Origin of the sequence: Luteibacter mycovicinus, assembly GCF_000745235.1 — a bacterium.
Lineage (GTDB): Bacteria > Pseudomonadota > Gammaproteobacteria > Xanthomonadales > Rhodanobacteraceae > Luteibacter > Luteibacter mycovicinus.
In genome coordinates this window covers 4,390,745-4,405,550 of sequence record NZ_JQNL01000001.1, presented here as the reverse complement: position 1 = coordinate 4,405,550, position 14,806 = coordinate 4,390,745, and the positions used below count along the sequence as shown (strand labels likewise).

The following is a 14,806-nucleotide window of genomic DNA, read 5'->3' as shown; positions in this document are numbered from 1 at the left end:
GTTCGCATTGTATGCCTTTAGCGCAAAGGCTGCACAATGCGCAGGATCGGGAGTCAGGCGTTTATGATCTTGCGCCTCAGTCCCCGGAGAACGCCCATGTCAGCTGTCGAACTCACCCGCGAAGGCAGCACCGCCCGGCTCGTCATGATCCGGCCCGAGGTGCATAACGCCTTCGACGACGGTCTGATAGCGGACCTGACCGTCGCGATCGACGAACTCGACCGCGACGACAGCGTGCGTGCCGTCGTGCTGACCGGCGCCGGCGCCAGCTTCTCCGCGGGTGCCGACCTCCACTGGATGCGCGGCATGGCGACGGCCAGCGAGGCGGACAATCTCGCCGACTCGCTGCGGCTGGCGACGCTCATGCGCCGACTGCAATTTCTTTCGAAGCCGACCATCGCGCGGATCAACGGCGCGGCGTTCGGCGGCGGCGTGGGTCTGATCGCCTGCTGCGACATCGCCGTGGCGGCCGAAGGCGCACGCTTCGCGCTGTCCGAGGTGAAGCTCGGACTCGTCCCCGCGGTGATCTCGCCGTATGTCGTCGCGGCGATCGGCCTGCGCCAGTCGCGTCGTCTGTTCCTGACCGGCGAGATCTTCGACAGCGCCGCCGCGCTGGCGCACGGGCTGGTGCATGAAGTCGTCCCGGGCAACGACCTCGACGGCGCGGTGGACCGGCTTGTCGGCTTGCTGAGCAAGGGTGGCCCCGCCGCGCAGCGTGAGGCGAAGAGCCTCGCCCTGCGCATGGGCGGTCAGTCGCCGGAAGCTATGGAGAAGACCGACGCGGTCAACGCGGCACTCATTGCGAAACTGCGCGTTTCCGCCGAGGGGCAGGACGGACTGTCCGCCTTCCTCGAGAAGGCATCTCCGTCTTGGTTGCGCTGATCCGTTACGGCATCGCGACCATCCTGCTGGCCGCCGCCCCCTGCATCGCGGCGGAAAGCCTCACCGAGCGGATCGACGCCCATATCGCCCAGCCACGCTTCGCCGCGGCATCGTGGGGCATCGCGGTGGTCTCGCTGGAGGACGGGCATACCGTCTACGCGCACGACGAAGGGCGCCTGCTGCTGCCCGCGTCGACGGCCAAGCTCTACACGGCGGCGTTCGCTCTGGATCGCCTTGGCCCGGACTACCGCACGCATACCGATGTCCTCGCCGCAGGCTCGATCGCACGCGGGCGCCTGCATGGCTCACTCGTCCTGCGCGGTCGGGGCGACCCGACCCTGTCCGGCGACGAGTGGGCCGAGCGACTGGCGGCCCGGATCGGCGAACGCGGGATCCGCCGCGTCGATGGTGCGGTGATCGGCGACGACACCGCTTTCTCGGGGCCCGCGATCGGATCGGGCTGGGAAGCATCCGACCTTCAGGCGGCGTACGGCGCGGCGGCGGGTGGGCTGGACGTCGACGAAAACACGATGACGGTCGCCCTCTCGCAAAGCGGTGTGGACGTCGCACCCGCCGACGCGGCCGTCACCGTCGCCGCCCAGACACGGGACGGCCTGGAGCTTTACCGGGCGCCGGGCTCGTCGACGGTTCACGTGCTCGGCGGCGTCGCCGAGGGCGGCGCCACGAAGCGCATCCGCCTGTCCCTGCCCGACACGGCGCTCAGCGCGGCGCGGCGCCTGCAAGCCGCGCTGATCAGGCAAGGCATCCGTGTCGATGGCGAGGCACGAAGCGTCCACTGGCCTGTCGCCGCACCCACGGGCGAAACCATCGCGAGCGTCCCGTCGCCGACCCTCGGCGACATCCTCCGCGCAGGCCTGAAACGTTCGCAGAATCTCTACCTGCAGAGCGTCTTCCTGCTCACCGGGCTGGAAACCGCGGAAGCCTGTAGCGCTCAGACTTCCCCCGCCAACTCGCCCGATGGCCCCGGCTCAGGTAGGAGCCAGCCCTGCTGGCGAAACAACCTTGCCACAGTCCCCAAAGAAGACCTCGCCGCCGAAGCACTCACCCACTGGCTATCCACCAAAGCCATAGGCCCGTCCTCCACCACGCTCAACGAAGGCACCGGTCTCTCCCGACACGACCTGACCACGCCCGCTTCGCTGGTGCGACTCCTGACCTTCATGGACAGATCTCCTCAGGCCGCCGCATGGCGCGATCTGCTGCCCGTCGCCGGGGTCGACGGCACGCTGGTCAACCGCATGCGCGGGACGGCGGCTGAAGCCAACGTACGGGCGAAGACCGGCAGCATGAGCTTTGTCAACACGCTGGCCGGCTACGTGACGACCCGCAGCGGCGAACGGCTGGCGTTCGCCATCATGCTCAACAACTACCGGGCACCGCCGCATAGCGCGGAGACGGTGCCTCCGGTCTCGTCCGAGGTCGATGCGGTTGCGGTGATGCTGGCGGAGGCCGAGGGTCATCTTTGACCGGCTTGGGAACTGACTCGCACCGTGCGCCGCGGACCGGTGAAAGCGAATGCCGCTAGCGATGCCCGTCGGCCGGCCGCCTCAGCCCAGCACGTTGGGCAGATCCTTCCCGATCTTCTCCGGCGTATCGGTCGGCGCGTAGCGCTCGACCACCTGCCCCTCGCGATCCACCAGAAACTTGGTGAAGTTCCACTTGATGCCTTCGGTACCCAGCAAGCCCTTTTTCTCCGCCTTCAGCCACCGATACAGCGGATGCGCATGCTCACCGTTGACTTCGACCTTGGCGAACATCGGAAAGCTGACGTCATAGGTCAGCGAGCAGAAGTTGCGGATCTCAGCTTCGTCGCCGGGCTCCTGATGACCGAACTGATCGCACGGAAAACCCAGGACCTCGAAGCCGCGCGCGGCGTATTCCTTCTGCAGGGACTCCAGGCCCTTGTACTGCGGCGTGAAGCCGCACTTCGAAGCCACGTTGACGACCAGCAAGGCCTTGCCTTTGAACTCCGCCAGCGACCGCTCGTTGCCGTCGATATCGCGGGCCGAAAAATCATAGATGCTGGTCATGCGGGCTTTCCTTGAAAGGGAATGGACCCGCCAAGTCTACGCCCGCCGCTCCGGCCATGGGCTGGCTTGGGCTACCATGGACGTCTTTCCGGCTGGAGCCTGACGCCCCGTGATCCGTTTTGCCGCCGCTTCCAAGTCCTATCGTGTCGAGGGAGCGCTCGTCCCCGCGCTCGAGCCCGTCGATCTCACCATCGAGCGCGGTGAGGTGTTCGGCATCATCGGTCATTCCGGCGCAGGCAAATCCACCATGCTGCGCCTGATCAACCTGCTCGAACGGCCCACCGGCGGCCAGGTCTTCATCGAGGACCGCGACGTCACGCACGCCGAGGGTGCCGACCTGCGTCGCCTTCGCGCGGGCATCGGCATGATCTTCCAGCACTTCAACCTGCTGTCGTCGCGGACGGTGGCGGACAACGTCGCGTTCCCGCTGCGCCTGCACGGTGGCATGAGCGACGCCGAGATCGCCGCACGCGTCGACGAACTGCTTTCGCTGGTGGGTCTGACCGCACATGCGCGGAAATTCCCCGCGCAGCTTTCCGGTGGCCAGAAGCAGCGCGTCGGCATCGCGCGCGCGCTGGCCAGCAAGCCATCGATCCTGCTTTGCGACGAAGCGACCAGCGCGCTCGACCCGCAGACCACGGCATCCGTGCTGGAACTGCTGGCCGATATCAACCGTCGCCTCAACCTGACCGTCGTACTGATCACACACGAGATGGATGTGATCCGTCGCGTGTGCGACCGCGTCGCGGTGCTCGATGCGGGACGCGTCGTAGAAGTCGGCGACGTCGCCGATGTCTTCCTGCATCCGCAGCATCCCACCACACGACGCTTCGTCGCGGAAGCCGACCATCGTGAAGGCCGTGGCCCGGAATTTCCGGGTGTCGACGGGCGCCTGTTCCGCCTTTCGTTCCGTGGCGACGCGACCTACTCGCCCCTGCTCTCTCGCGTGGTGCGCGATACCGGCATCGAATACAACCTGCTCTCCGGCCGCGTCGACCGGATCAAGGACACACCTTACGGCCAGCTCACCCTGGCCATGAACGGCGAACGTCTGGAGGACGCGCTGGCGCAGATCCGCGCCGCGGGCGTCGACATCGAGGAGGTGGCCCGATGAGCCCCATGCAGACCCTGTTTCCCAACATCGACTGGCCGGAAATCGGCCAGGCCTGCGTCGACACCCTGCTGATGCTGGGCGGCTCCCTGCTGTTCACGCTGGTGCTGGGGCTGCCACTGGGTATCTGGCTGTTCCTTAGCGCCCGCGGCCAGCTCCACGCCCGGCCAAAACTGTACTCGGCGCTGTCGCTGGTGGTGAATGTCCTGCGCTCGATCCCCTTCATCATTCTGATGATCCTGCTGATCCCGCTGACTCAGGCGATCACGGGCGTCAGCATCGGCATCCGCGGCGCCATCGTGCCGCTGGTGATCGGCGCCGCACCGTTCTTCGCCCGTCTCGTGGAAACCGCGCTGCGCGAAGTGGAGCGCGGCGTTATCGAAGCCAGCCAGGCCATGGGCGCCACGACGATCCAGATCGTCACGCGCGTACTTCTGCCCGAGGCACGCCCGGGGCTGATCGCCGCGACGACGGTCACCGCCGTGGCCCTGGTCGGCTATACCGCGATGGGCGGTATCGTGGGCGCGGGTGGCCTGGGCGCCCTGGCCTATCAGTACGGCTATAACGGCTACAAACCCGACTACATGCTGGTCACGGTGGCCCTGCTCGTGGTGCTGGTGCAGATTCTGCAGTCGCTGGGCGACCGCCTGGTGCTTCGCTATACCCGCCGGTGAGTCGTTCTTTGCATACGGCGGTATGGACGTCTATGCTGGCGCACCGCACCATCTGCCACGGACGTCCATCATGAAGAAGTACCTGCTGCCCCTTACCGCCGCCCTCGCCGTTTTCGTCGCGGGCTGTTCAGGCAGCGCGGACGGCGGCAAGGCGGATCCTTCGGCGACGCTCACCATCGCGGCCACACCCGTGCCGCATGCGGAGATCCTCAAGGAGATCAAGCCTCTGCTGGCCCGGCAGGGTGTGAACATCGAGATCAAGGTGTTCACCGATTACGTCCAGCCGAACATGCAGGTCGCGCAGAAGCAGATCGACGCCAACTTCTTCCAGACCGAGCCGTATCTCGACGCTTTCAATAAAGAGCGCGGTACCAATCTGGTCAAGGTGGTGGGCGTGCATATCGAACCTTTCGGCGCGTACTCGAAGAAGTTCACCTCGATCGACCAGCTGCCGGACGGCGCCGATGTCGTCATCCCCAACGACCCGAGCAACAACAGCCGCGCGCTGCTGCTTCTGGCCGGGCACGGCCTGGTCAAGCTGAAGAATCCCGACGATCGCCTCGCCACGCTGAAAGACGTGGTCGAGAACCCGAAGCACCTGAAATTCCGCGAGCTGGAGGCGGCCATGCTGCCGCGCGTGCTCGACCAGGTCGACCTCGCCCTGATCAACACCAACTACGCGCTGGCCGCCAAGCTCAACCCGGTCAAGGACGCGCTGCTGATCGAGGACAAGAACTCGCCGTACGTGAACTTCCTGGTCAGCCGCGCCGACAACAAGGACGATCCGCGCGTGCAGAAGCTCGCCGCGGCCCTCACCTCGCCCGAGGTGAAGGCCTTCATCGAGAAGAACTACGGCGGCGCCGTGCTGCCGGCGTTCTGAACCGGCATGTCGAACACCTTGCGCAGGTAAGCGACGTACTCCAGGTCGTCGCTCATGTTCTTGCCCGGCGAGTCTGAAATCTTCGCCACGGGCTGACCGTTGCATCGGGTCATCTTGATGACGATGTTGATCGGCGCCGGCCCCACGTCGTTCGTGAGGTTGGTGCCGACGCCGAACGACAGCAGACAGCGACCGTCGAAATGACGGTAGAGGTCCATCACACGCGGAATGTCCAGGCTGTCGCTGAAGACGAGCGTCTTGGTCCGCGGGTCCACACGGTTCGCCACGTAATGAGCCAGTACGCGGTCGCCCCATACGAAGGGGTCCCCGGAGTCGTGGCGCGCACCGTCGAACAGCTTGCAGAAATACATGTCGAAGTCACGCAGGAACGCCTCCAGTCCGTAGACGTCGGATAGCGCGATGCCGAGATCGCCACGGTATTCGCGGGCCCACGCCTCGAGCGCGGCGGTCTGCGAGTCGCGCAGACGCGGTCCCAGCGACTGAAACGCCTGCAGGTATTCGTGTGCCATGCTGCCGATGGGTACCAGACCCTGCCGCATCGCCAGCCACACATTGCTCGTACCCGCCAGTTGCGGACCCAGCCCCCTGGCGAGCGTCGCCAGCATCTCGTCATGCCATGCCTGCGAGAACCGACGACGGGTGCCGTAGTCGGCGATGCGTACGCGCTCGAAGCCCGGGGTGTCGCGCAGCAGCGCGATCTTCGCCTCCAGGCGCGCCCTGCCCTCCGTCAGATCGATGTCCGGCTGTGTCGCGCGGTAGTACAGCTCGTTCACGATCGCCAGCAGCGGCACCTCGAACATGATCGTGTGCAACCACGGGCCCTCGATCACGATGTCGATCTCGCCATGGGCCTCCGCCGAGGGCGCGATCGACACATACTTGGCGTTGAGGTGGAAGAGACCCAGGAAGTCGACGAAGTCGCTCTCGATGAAGCGCAGACCACGCAGATAATCCAGTTCCGCGTCGGTGAATCGCAGCGCGCACAGGCCATCGAGCTCCTCGCGGATACGACCGATCAGCGGGACCAGATCGACGCCCGGCGTGCGGCAGCGAAAGCGATATTCCACCTGAGCCGCCGGGTACTGATGCAGCACCACCTGCATCATCGTGAACTTGTAGAGGTCGGTGTCCAGCAGCGAGGTGATGATCATGCGCTCGCCCCGGTCAGCCCGATCTGCTTGTCGACCGCGTCCACGAAGGCTTCCGTACCGGGCCACGACGTAATCCGTCCCAGCTTGCGGCCGCGATGGAAGAGGAAGAACGCCGGGATGCCATGCAGCCCGAAACGCGTGGCCATCGTCGGATCGTCATACACGTTATCGTGCAGCCAGCGCACCTGCGGCCAGCTGAAGCTTTCGGGCGTAAGCAGCATCTGTCGCTTGGCGATGTCGCAGTTGGGACAATCGCGCCCCCACAGGAACAGGATCGCGATGCGGTTGTCGTCGGTCGCCAGCTCGGCGTCGAGGGCGGTATCGACCACCTTCTGCATCGGGAACTGTTCGAAGAAGCGGGGAACGGTGGTGTCGGCCATGGTGAATCCGTGATCGGGTCGATCCCCCGAGGTGGGGACGATGAGGGGATAATCCGAGGGTACAACCGCCAAGGATTCCCCGTGCGCGCTTTCATCGGTCTTGCCCTGCTCCTCACCGCCTCGCTCACTCAGGCGGCCACGCTGACCCTGGATACGGGCAAGGGGCCTCAGCGGATCACCACGGAGCAGCTTCTGGGCCGGCCCGACGTGCGCGCCATCGACGTGCCTGGCGACGTGTCGTACCACGCGACCATGCATTATCGGGCCATACCGCTGAAGGCCCTGCTGGGCGGGGTGGATCCCGCGGCGCATCTTCAGTTCGTCGCCCTGGACGGCTTCGCGGCCGAGATTCCCGCGGCGCTGGCGCTGCAGGCCCGCGCCGAGGCCTGGCTGGCGATCGAGCCTGCCGACGCGCCCTGGCCGAAGCTGGGCCCCGACAAGCCAGGCGCTGGCCCGTTCTACCTGGTCTGGCTGCATCCGGAGGCGGGCCACGTCGGCTCCGAGCAGTGGCCCTATCAGGTGGCGACCATCCGCGTGCTGGCGGACCCGGCGTCCCGGTTCCCGAAGATGCGCCCGGCGCCCGGCCTTGCCAGCAGCGATCCGGTGATGCGAGGGTTCGCGGTGTTCCAGCGCGACTGCATCACCTGCCACACGCTCAACGGCCAGGGCGACGCGAAACTCGGGCCGGATCTGAATATCCCGCACAGCCCGACCGAATACCTGCGCGACGACATGTTCCGCGTACTCGTCCGCAACCCGCAGGACCTGCGTCACTGGCCGCAGGCGAAAATGCCGGGGTTCGACCGCAATGCACTCTCGGATGCCGACCTGAACGATCTGGTGGCGTATCTGAAGCATATGGCGGGGAGAAAGGCCGCGCCCTGAGCGACGGCGTCACGCCACCGGCTTCCCCTCCACGATCAACTCGCTCGACGCCCGGTGATAAACCTCGAGATCGAGAACCCCGCGCTCCCGGGCCACGAGCACCGGCACCACCATCTGCCCGGTCACGTTGGTCATCGTACGCATCATGTCCAGAATGCGATCGATGGCGACCAGGTAGCCGATACCCTCCAGTGGCAAGCCGGCCGAACTCAGCACCAGCGTCACCATGACCGTCGCCGTACCTGGCACCCCCGCCGTGCCAAATGAACCCAGCACCGAGGCCAGCAGGATCACCACGTACTGCGCGGGCTGCAGGTCGAGATGGAAATACTGCGCGATGAAGACCGCCGAGATCGCCGGGTAGATCGCTCCGCACCCATCCATCTTGATGCTCGCGCCCAGCGGCACCGCAAACGCGGCGTATTCCTCCTTCACGCCCATGTTGCGCACCACGCTACGCAGCGCGATGGGCATGGCGGCGAAGCTCGACGACGAGGTGAAGGCCACCTGCATCGCCGGAAATGCGGCACGGAAAAATTTCACCGGATTGAGGCCGTGCGTCAGCAACAGGCCACCGTAGACGAAGACGATCTGCAGCACGCAGGCGAGATACAGCGCGCCGACGAAGGTCGCCAGGGGCAGCAGCTTCTCGAACCCATAACTTCCCACCAGCGCGGCGATAAGACCGAAGGTGCCGATCGGCGTCACCTCGAGAACGAAGCGCGTGACCTGGATCATCGCGTCGTTCGCCTCGCCCGCCAGGGCCCGCAACCGGGCCGACTTGTCGCCGATCTTCACGAGCGCAAGGCCAAGCAGGCCGGCGAAGAAGATGACCTGCAGAATTTTCCCTTCGCTCAGGGCCTTGAACGGGTTCGCAGGCACGATGTCGAGCAGCACCTTCACTGGCTCGGGCACGTCCTTCGGATGCCAGCCGGTCGGCGTCGTCAGACCTTCGACACCGAGTCCCGGCTGCAGGACATGCGCAACGAGTAATCCCACGAACACCGCCAGACTCGCCGTCGCGGCGAACCACGCGAACGTGCGTCCACCCAATGCAGCGACATCCTTCACGCCGTGCAGGCTCGACACGCTGTGTAGTACGGCGAAGAACACCAGAGGCACGGCGATCATCTTGATCAACGTGACATAGAGCGTGCCGAGCGGGCCGAACCACGTCGCCGCGTCGGGCCCGATGAGCCAGCCGGCCAGCGCGCCGAGGACGAAACCCGCCGCTACCCGCTTCCAGAAGCGGACGCGGAACCACGATGTGAACAAGGACATGAGACGTGCCAGGCAAGGGCAATGAATCACGATACAACGCGGTGTAGCCGTCTGGACGGCCAATCCCGAACGCTGTGTTTCCTCTCGCGAACGCTGAGGGGTTGATATACCTCGAAGGAGCATACATGACCGACCAGAACGTGCTTTTCCAGCCCTTCCGTGCTGGCGACATCGAACTCGCCAACCGCATCGTCATGGCGCCGTTGACCCGCGACCGATCGGGTCCGGATCGCGTGCCGCGTGCACTCGCGGTCGAATATTACGCACAGCGCAGCACCGCCGGGCTCATCGTATCCGAGGCGACGCAGATTTCACCGCAGGGTCAGGGCTACCTCGATACGCCGGGTATCTACAACAGCGCGCAGGTCCGCGGCTGGAAGCGCGTTACCGACGCCGTGCACGCCCGCGAAGGAAAAATCGTCCTTCAGCTGTGGCATGTCGGCCGCATTTCACACACCAGCCTTCAACCCGGCGGTAAAGCGCCGGTCGCACCTTCGGCGATTCGCGCCGACGGCAAGACCTTCACGGCCCACGGGATGGAACAGGTCTCCGCGCCGCGAGCGCTCACGGCCGGTGAGATTCCGCTGATCGTCAATGACTACCGCCGCGCGACCGAACTCGCTCTCGACGCCGGGTTCGACGGCGTCGAAGTGCACGCCGCCAATGGTTACCTGATCGATCAGTTCCTGCGCGACAAGACCAATCGTCGCGACGATGCCTGGGGCGGCAGTATCCCCAATCGTCTACGTTTCCTCCGCGCCGTCCTGGATGCCGTCATCGGCGTGGCAGGCAGCGGCCGTACGGGGATCCGCATCTCGCCGACGACGCCGGCAAACGACATCGCCGATTCCGAGCCGACGAAGCTGTTCAATGCGGTGATCGACGACCTGAAGACGCGGCATCTGGCTTACACCCATGTGATCGAAGGCGCCACGGGCGGCCCTCGCGACGTCCTTCCGTTCGACTACGACGCCTTCCGGGTCCGGCACGGCGGGACATGGATGGTCAACAACGGTTACGACCGTGCCATGGCCGTCGATGCGGTGCGCAGCGGGCACGCCGACCTGGTGGCGTTCGGACGTCCGTTTATCGCCAACCCGGACCTGGTCGACCGCTTGCGTGAAGGGTACCCGCTGGCGAAGCCGAACCCGAAGACTCTCTATGGGGGCGGTGCGGAGGGTTATACGGATTATCCGGCGTTTGCCAGGTAAGTCGCCGCCGGTCCATCGCGAGCAGGGTCAGCTCCGTCGTCGGGAGCGAACCCTGCTGGCGTCAGCGCGATGACGACTTCAACGTCTCGAGTTCACGTGTCCGCTCAGCCGGCGCCTTCTTCCCGAGCTCCTTCACCCTGGCGAGGAAGACCGGCCACCTTCGCCCGCATCGTTCAAACAGCGCGGCGAACGATGGTTTCCACGTGTCATAAAGCCCAAACGGCAACAGCGCGGCATTATTGAGCGGCTTCGCCATCCATCGGTCATACCGGCGATCGCCGCCCGCGACCGTCGCCCGCCACTGGACATAGTCGCCGCGAAACACCTCGAAAGCTTCCGCCTTGGCGACACGCTTCGCCTCGTCGCTGTCCTGCGTCGCATAGATCGAGCCGAGCCGGTCGCGCAGCGCAAGAACACGGGTCGTAAAAGAGCCGTCGAGCTCGCCATCCTTCTCGTCCGGCGGCGGTAGCCCCCGCGCGGTGCGCCACTCACGCACGCCTTCCTCTTCGACGAAGCTCGCATACGATTCGTTGAACGACGAATCGTCCTTCACGTAGAACTTCTGATGAGCCAGCTCATGGAAGATCGTACCCGCGAGGGTATCGTCATCCCAGTAAAGCATGCTGCTGATGATCGGATCGGCGAACCAGCCCAGTGTGGAATACGCGGGGACCTCACCCAGCGCCACGTCGTCCCCCGCCGTCTTCAGCCGGGCCGCCTCCCGGTCCGCGAGATCCCTGCGGAAGTACCCCCGGTACGCGACGCAGCCTGCAACCGGGAAACAATGCGTGACAGGCGCAATGGACAGTTCCGGTGTGGCAAAGACGTTCCAGGCCACCCACGGACGATCGAGCTGGACGAAATAGGTGTAGCTGCGATTGTCGGGCAAGCCGAGGCTCGCCGAGGCGAACCGCCGGGCCTCGCTGGCCAGTTCCAGGCGGTGGCGTGTGTCCTCCGGTGTTTTCGGATCGCGCAGCACGTTCGCGATCGGCCGTCGCGCGGCGAGCAGGGACGCCTGACCGTGCGCGACATGCGCGTAGTAACCGAGCGAGCGGCAGCCGGTGAGTGTGGCTAGAACAACGATGGCAATGACTGAGAGACGCATACCCCATTCTGCCGTAAACGATGTAGGAGCGAGCCCCGCTCGCGATCCACGTCGCGGCGAGCCCCCACCGCGAGCAGGGCTCGCTCCTACCCAGGCCGGGCGCGCCCGCGTCAGCGGGGGGCCTTGCCTCCGGTCATGCTCTGCAGCACGCCATCGCGTCGAATCAGGCCGTGCATGAGCGCCGCACCCATGTGCGCAAGGAAGGTCAGGAAGAACAACCAGGCCAGATACCGGTGCGACTCGCGCAACCACGCGAACAGGGCGGGATCGGTCGGCAGGATCTTCGGCAGGTGCACGCCAGCGAACATCGTCACCGGATAGTTTCCCGCCGAAAGCATGCCCCAGCCGATCAGCGGCATTGCGATCATGAGGGCGTAGAGCAGCAGGTGCGAGCCATGTGCGGCCAGCTTCTGCCACAGAGGCAGATCCACCGGCAGCGGCGGGGCGGGATGCGTCAGGCGGAAGGCGAGCCGGATCAGTGCCAGCACGAAGATCACGACGCCCAACGGACGGTGGATCGCCAGCAGCCAGTCGTGCTTTTCGGCCACGGTGCTGACCATGCCCGCGCCGATGAAAAGCATCGACAGCACCATGATCGACATCAGCCAGTGCAAGGCGCGTGCGAAGGGGTGGAACGTCTGTTCGCGGCTCATCACTTGGCCTCCTTGGGACGGGCGGCACCGGGAAGATGGCCCTCCTCGCTCGTGCGACGCAGGTATGAATCGGCATAAGCCGCGGAACGTGCCGCCAGCAGCGGATCGTTCGATGTTTCGATGCCCTTCGGCAGGATCGTGGGATCGTAATTCACGTCGCGGCATGGACCGGTCGCCTGATCCTGCCAGCTGTCGATCACCAGCGTGCCCGCATCCACCGATTTGCGGTCATCCGGCCAGGCTTTCGCGGCGTCGTCGATGGGATCGCCGTCGCCGGCGAACGTCATGATCAGATGCCAGCGGAGGGGACCTGCCGCAAGCCGCTTCGAAAGATCGGCGGCAAGATAGTCGGTGTCGCCCGCCGCTGGCGAGCCGTCGCCGGTCTCCGGCGTCTCCGGCACCATCTTCCAGCGCACGGCACGGCGCTCACCCGCAGAGTCGCGCAGGTAGAACGCGTTGATGCTCTGGTAGGTCTCCGTGGCGTAGCTGGCCGGCGGCTTTGCCGTCTTCGCCCAGCCGAGAAAGGCACCCGTCTCCGGATGCGCGCCGAAAAACGCACCGGCCTTCGCCGGATCCGGCTTGCCGGTCTTCGGATCGGGATGGGTGGCGACCTGAAGGTCGTAGAACGCCTGTGGGGTCGAGACCGGGAAGACCGGCATCGCGTTCATGCCGGTGCGCCACTGCTCGCCATCGGCAAGATCGAAGCGCAGCGCGAAACTGCGGATGGGCACCGAGCTGTCCGCCGCGTAGGGATTTCCGCCGGGAATGGCCAGCCGCCCGACGACCGGCGTCCTTTCCTTCGCGAAGACGGCCGAACTGGAAAAACTCTGCAGCGCGCCGTTGCCCTCGAAATAGCCGCCGACGCATATGCCCTTGGCATGGTTGCGACGGTATCCGGGGTGCGCGCCGCCGTTGGCCTCGAGGGAATCGACGATCTTCTTCGGCGACAGGCGCTCCGGTGCCAGCCAGCCGCCGACGTAACCAAAAGCGACGGCGGAGCCGGCGACCGCCAGTCCGATCAGGGCCCAGCGCCAACCGACGTGCGCCGGAGGGCGCCGATTCTCGGTGTCTTGCATGCGTCTTTCTCCGTTTTCCAGGGTGGTTGTGCTCAGGGTGGGACGTACGTCCACGACTTTTATTCCCGGGCAGGGGAATATTTCTTCGAACCGGGCGTCTAACGTCCGACACCACCGACCGAGGTCCGGAATGTCCGACCCCAAGATCGACGAAGCCCTACGCTCGATGCTGCCGCGACTGCGGCGCTTAGCGCTGTGGCTTGCCCGCGACGAACACGCTGCGGACGATCTGGTCCAGTCCACGATCGAGCGCGCGCTGTCGAAATGGCATGCGCGACGCGACGACGAGAGTCTGCGGGCATGGCTGTTTTCGATCTTGTACCGGCTGTTCCTCGACGGGAAGCGACGGTCCGGCCGTTACGCCCGCCTGCTGAGCATGCTGGGCCGGGAAGAGCCGACCTGGCCGTCGGCCGAGCGGGTCGCCGTGGCGCACTCGACCCTGGCCGCGTTCGCCTCGCTGCCGGTCGAGCAGCGGAGCCTGCTGATCTGGATCACCGTCGAAGGCATGAGCTACCAGGAGGTAGCCGACATCCTCGAAGTGCCGATCGGCACCGTCATGTCCCGACTGTCCCGGGCCCGCCGCGCGCTGCGTCGGCTGGGCGAGGGCGTCCCCGAAACACCTGCCCTGCGACTGCTGAAATGACCCACACGCCCCCCAGCGAACACGACATCCACGCCTACGTCGACGGTCACCTGGACTCGCCGCACCGTAGCGAGGTGGAACGTTATCTCGCGCGTCATCCCGAGCGCGCTGACGAAGTACAGGGTTGGCGGCAGGACGCCCAGCAGCTGCGGACCCTGCTGGCGGGCGATCTCGCCCCTGCCCCGGCATTCGATCCCGCCCTGGTCAGAGCGCGCGCCGGGCGCCGTCGCATCGTTCGTCTGGCCATGGCGGCCAGCCTGCTGTTCTGTCTCGCCGTGGGCGGCATGGCCGGCTGGGCCGCGCGCGGCATGGGTCCGGGCGCCATGAAACCCATGGCCGATGCGATGCAGGCCTATCGCCTGCTGGCGCTGGATCACGGCGTGGGCATGGACATCACGACGGCCAACGAGGGCGATCTCCGCTCCTGGCTGGCCGGCCGCGTCGGCTCCAGCGTCCGCCTGCCCGACCTCGCCGATGCCGGCTTTCGTCCGATCGGCGGCCGCCTGTTCGCGACCGACCAGGGCCCGGCGGCCATGGTCCTCTATGACGACGGCAGCGGCCACACGGTGAGTTTCTACGTCAGGCCCCCGGGGGTCGCCCGGCACCTGTTGCCGCGAGGCACCCGTGAAGACAGCGGCCTGCTGGCCGACTACTGGTCACGAGGCGGCCACAACTATGCCGTGGTCGCCATGGCCGATGAAGCCGGCCGAGCCGCCGCTCAGCGCATGACGGCCAGAACGATCTGACGAGCGATCCGGCACCCAGACCCGGTGGGATCCGGCCCTCTTGGCGAATACGCCCG

16 protein-coding genes are annotated in these 14,806 nt (G+C 65.9%); 9 read left to right on the top strand and 7 right to left on the bottom strand.

The window, feature by feature from the left end; translation table 11 throughout:
- Nucleotides 1–96 precede the first annotated feature (96 nt).
- Together FA85_RS19775 and dacB are read left to right on the top strand one after the other, a co-directional pair.
- Nucleotides 97–882, top strand: coding sequence for an enoyl-CoA hydratase-related protein (locus FA85_RS19775; protein WP_036113575.1), 786 nt, complete (start codon nt 97–99; stop codon nt 880–882).
- Nucleotides 870–2,369 carry a D-alanyl-D-alanine carboxypeptidase/D-alanyl-D-alanine endopeptidase gene (gene dacB, locus FA85_RS19770; protein WP_051943713.1) on the top strand — a complete coding sequence of 500 codons (1,500 nt, stop codon included), beginning with the start codon at nt 870–872 and terminating at the stop codon, nt 2,367–2,369. The genes FA85_RS19775 and dacB overlap by 13 nt, the downstream gene beginning before the upstream one ends.
- Before the next feature lie 81 nt (nt 2,370–2,450).
- On the opposite strand, the gene FA85_RS19765 is transcribed toward dacB, so the two are convergent.
- Nucleotides 2,451–2,933 carry a glutathione peroxidase gene (locus FA85_RS19765; RefSeq protein ID WP_036113577.1) on the bottom strand — a complete coding sequence of 161 codons (483 nt, stop codon included), beginning with the start codon at nt 2,931–2,933 and terminating at the stop codon, nt 2,451–2,453.
- Nucleotides 2,934–3,042: 109 nt separating this feature from the next.
- On the opposite strand from FA85_RS19765, the gene FA85_RS19760 reads away from it, so the two are divergent.
- The 3 genes from FA85_RS19760 to FA85_RS19750 all read left to right on the top strand — a co-directional run bounded on the left by FA85_RS19760 (nt 3,043) and on the right by FA85_RS19750 (nt 5,598).
- A complete protein-coding gene (locus FA85_RS19760; RefSeq protein ID WP_036113580.1) occupies nt 3,043–4,047 on the top strand; it encodes a methionine ABC transporter ATP-binding protein in 1,005 nt (334 codons plus the stop codon).
- The gene (locus FA85_RS19755) at nt 4,044–4,718 is read left to right on the top strand and encodes a methionine ABC transporter permease (protein ID WP_036113583.1); all 675 of its coding nucleotides are present in this window, start codon (nt 4,044–4,046) and stop codon (nt 4,716–4,718) included. The genes FA85_RS19760 and FA85_RS19755 overlap by 4 nt, the downstream gene beginning before the upstream one ends.
- A 70-nt stretch (nt 4,719–4,788) precedes the next feature.
- Entirely contained in the window at nt 4,789–5,598 is an 810-nt protein-coding gene (locus tag FA85_RS19750; protein ID WP_036113586.1) for a MetQ/NlpA family ABC transporter substrate-binding protein, read from the top strand.
- Here FA85_RS19750 and pncB read toward each other — a convergent pair.
- Together pncB and FA85_RS22500 are read right to left on the bottom strand one after the other, a co-directional pair.
- A complete protein-coding gene (pncB, locus tag FA85_RS19745; RefSeq protein ID WP_036113594.1) occupies nt 5,568–6,770 on the bottom strand; it encodes a nicotinate phosphoribosyltransferase in 1,203 nt (400 codons plus the stop codon). The two genes, FA85_RS19750 and pncB, sit on opposite strands and share 31 nt — an antisense overlap.
- Nucleotides 6,767–7,150, bottom strand: coding sequence for a YbbN family protein (locus FA85_RS22500; protein ID WP_036113597.1), 384 nt, complete (start codon nt 7,148–7,150; stop codon nt 6,767–6,769). The genes pncB and FA85_RS22500 overlap by 4 nt, the downstream gene beginning before the upstream one ends.
- An 81-nt stretch (nt 7,151–7,231) precedes the next feature.
- On the opposite strand from FA85_RS22500, the gene FA85_RS19735 reads away from it, so the two are divergent.
- Nucleotides 7,232–8,035, top strand: a complete 804-nt coding sequence (locus FA85_RS19735; RefSeq protein WP_036113598.1) for a cytochrome c — start codon at nt 7,232–7,234, stop codon at nt 8,033–8,035.
- 9 nt (nt 8,036–8,044) lie between these two features.
- On the opposite strand, the gene FA85_RS19730 is transcribed toward FA85_RS19735, so the two are convergent.
- Nucleotides 8,045–9,316 carry a dicarboxylate/amino acid:cation symporter gene (locus FA85_RS19730; protein ID WP_036113605.1) on the bottom strand — a complete coding sequence of 424 codons (1,272 nt, stop codon included), beginning with the start codon at nt 9,314–9,316 and terminating at the stop codon, nt 8,045–8,047.
- Nucleotides 9,317–9,441: 125 nt separating this feature from the next.
- Here FA85_RS19730 and FA85_RS19725 point away from each other — a divergent pair, with 125 nt between their 5' ends.
- Nucleotides 9,442–10,527: an alkene reductase gene (locus FA85_RS19725; RefSeq protein ID WP_036113608.1), complete on the top strand. Its 1,086-nt coding sequence runs from the start codon at nt 9,442–9,444 to the stop codon at nt 10,525–10,527.
- 61 nt (nt 10,528–10,588) lie between these two features.
- Here FA85_RS19725 and FA85_RS19720 read toward each other — a convergent pair whose 3' ends face one another.
- From FA85_RS19720 to FA85_RS19710, 3 genes are all read right to left on the bottom strand, one after another.
- A complete protein-coding gene (locus FA85_RS19720) occupies nt 10,589–11,632 on the bottom strand; it encodes an aminopeptidase (protein ID WP_051943715.1) in 1,044 nt (347 codons plus the stop codon).
- A 110-nt stretch (nt 11,633–11,742) separates the two neighbouring features.
- On the bottom strand, nt 11,743–12,285 hold the full coding sequence (locus FA85_RS19715; RefSeq protein WP_036113611.1) for a cytochrome b: 543 nt from the start codon (nt 12,283–12,285) through the stop codon (nt 11,743–11,745).
- Nucleotides 12,285–13,361, bottom strand: a complete 1,077-nt coding sequence (locus tag FA85_RS19710; RefSeq protein ID WP_036113613.1) for a catalase family peroxidase — start codon at nt 13,359–13,361, stop codon at nt 12,285–12,287. The genes FA85_RS19715 and FA85_RS19710 overlap by 1 nt, the downstream gene beginning before the upstream one ends.
- 130 nt (nt 13,362–13,491) lie before the next feature.
- Between FA85_RS19710 and FA85_RS19705 the strand changes: the two genes are divergently transcribed.
- Nucleotides 13,492–14,004, top strand: coding sequence for an RNA polymerase sigma factor (locus FA85_RS19705; RefSeq protein WP_036113615.1), 513 nt, complete (start codon nt 13,492–13,494; stop codon nt 14,002–14,004).
- Nucleotides 14,001–14,750: an anti-sigma factor family protein gene (locus FA85_RS19700; protein WP_036113616.1), complete on the top strand. Its 750-nt coding sequence runs from the start codon at nt 14,001–14,003 to the stop codon at nt 14,748–14,750. The genes FA85_RS19705 and FA85_RS19700 overlap by 4 nt, the downstream gene beginning before the upstream one ends.
- Nucleotides 14,751–14,806: the final 56 nt, after the last annotated feature.

Excerpts from the sequence above, each read along its gene's own strand:
- FA85_RS19755 (WP_036113583.1), top strand. The coding sequence starts at position 4,044 with ATGAGCCCCATGCAGACCCTGTTTCCCAACATCGACTGGCCGGAAATC.
- FA85_RS19775 (WP_036113575.1), top strand. The coding sequence starts at position 97 with ATGTCAGCTGTCGAACTCACCCGCGAAGGCAGCACCGCCCGGCTCGTC.
- FA85_RS19765 (WP_036113577.1), bottom strand. The coding sequence starts at position 2,933 with ATGACCAGCATCTATGATTTTTCGGCCCGCGATATCGACGGCAACGAG.
- FA85_RS19750 (WP_036113586.1), top strand. The coding sequence starts at position 4,789 with ATGAAGAAGTACCTGCTGCCCCTTACCGCCGCCCTCGCCGTTTTCGTC.
- pncB (WP_036113594.1), bottom strand. The coding sequence starts at position 6,770 with ATGATCATCACCTCGCTGCTGGACACCGACCTCTACAAGTTCACGATG.
- FA85_RS19725 (WP_036113608.1), top strand. The coding sequence starts at position 9,442 with ATGACCGACCAGAACGTGCTTTTCCAGCCCTTCCGTGCTGGCGACATC.
- FA85_RS19705 (WP_036113615.1), top strand. The coding sequence starts at position 13,492 with ATGTCCGACCCCAAGATCGACGAAGCCCTACGCTCGATGCTGCCGCGA.
- FA85_RS19730 (WP_036113605.1), bottom strand. The coding sequence starts at position 9,316 with ATGTCCTTGTTCACATCGTGGTTCCGCGTCCGCTTCTGGAAGCGGGTA.
- FA85_RS22500 (WP_036113597.1), bottom strand. The coding sequence starts at position 7,150 with ATGGCCGACACCACCGTTCCCCGCTTCTTCGAACAGTTCCCGATGCAG.
- FA85_RS19700 (WP_036113616.1), top strand. The coding sequence starts at position 14,001 with ATGACCCACACGCCCCCCAGCGAACACGACATCCACGCCTACGTCGAC.
- FA85_RS19720 (WP_051943715.1), bottom strand. The coding sequence starts at position 11,632 with ATGCGTCTCTCAGTCATTGCCATCGTTGTTCTAGCCACACTCACCGGC.
- FA85_RS19715 (WP_036113611.1), bottom strand. The coding sequence starts at position 12,285 with ATGAGCCGCGAACAGACGTTCCACCCCTTCGCACGCGCCTTGCACTGG.
- FA85_RS19710 (WP_036113613.1), bottom strand. The coding sequence starts at position 13,361 with ATGCAAGACACCGAGAATCGGCGCCCTCCGGCGCACGTCGGTTGGCGC.